The following is a 448-nucleotide window of genomic DNA, read 5'->3' as shown; positions in this document are numbered from 1 at the left end:
GCGGATGCGAGAGGACGCACATCGGACTGGTCTCGGTCATGCCCCAGCCCTGGATCAGGTCCACGCCCCAGACGGCTTTGACCTGGTCTACCAGATGCCGGGAAACCGCCGAACCCCCGGCGATAATGCAGCGGAAGCTGGACATGTCGAGTGGGTCTTGCCCATTCTGCTGGAGCAGGTCGTTGAGGATCGTGGGCACGGTCATGGTCAAGGTCGGGCGCGCCTGCGCAATCATCCTGGCCATCGCCGAAGGTTGTAGGAAACACGAAGGCATGATCATGTCGGCCCCTGCGAACCAGCAGGAATAGGGCAGGCCCCAGGCGTTAGCGTGGAACATTGGGGGCATCATGAGTACGCGATCGCTATTGGCGATACCGAACGCGTCACGCCCCATTGAGGCGAGACTGTGGAGCCAGATCGAACGATGGCTGTAGACCACGCCCTGGGG

1 protein-coding gene is annotated in these 448 nt (G+C 62.1%); it reads right to left on the bottom strand.

The features are described from left to right. Positions 1-394, bottom strand: a 394-nt coding sequence (locus tag LK12_RS23460) for an AMP-binding protein (protein WP_231568478.1), incomplete at its 3' end; no start/stop codon positions are given. Positions 395-448 lie beyond the last annotated feature (54 nt).

It is taken from the genome of Novosphingobium malaysiense, assembly GCF_000802225.1.
GTDB classification, from domain to species: domain Bacteria; phylum Pseudomonadota; class Alphaproteobacteria; order Sphingomonadales; family Sphingomonadaceae; genus Novosphingobium; species Novosphingobium malaysiense.
This window is presented reverse-complemented; position numbering and strand designations above follow the sequence as displayed.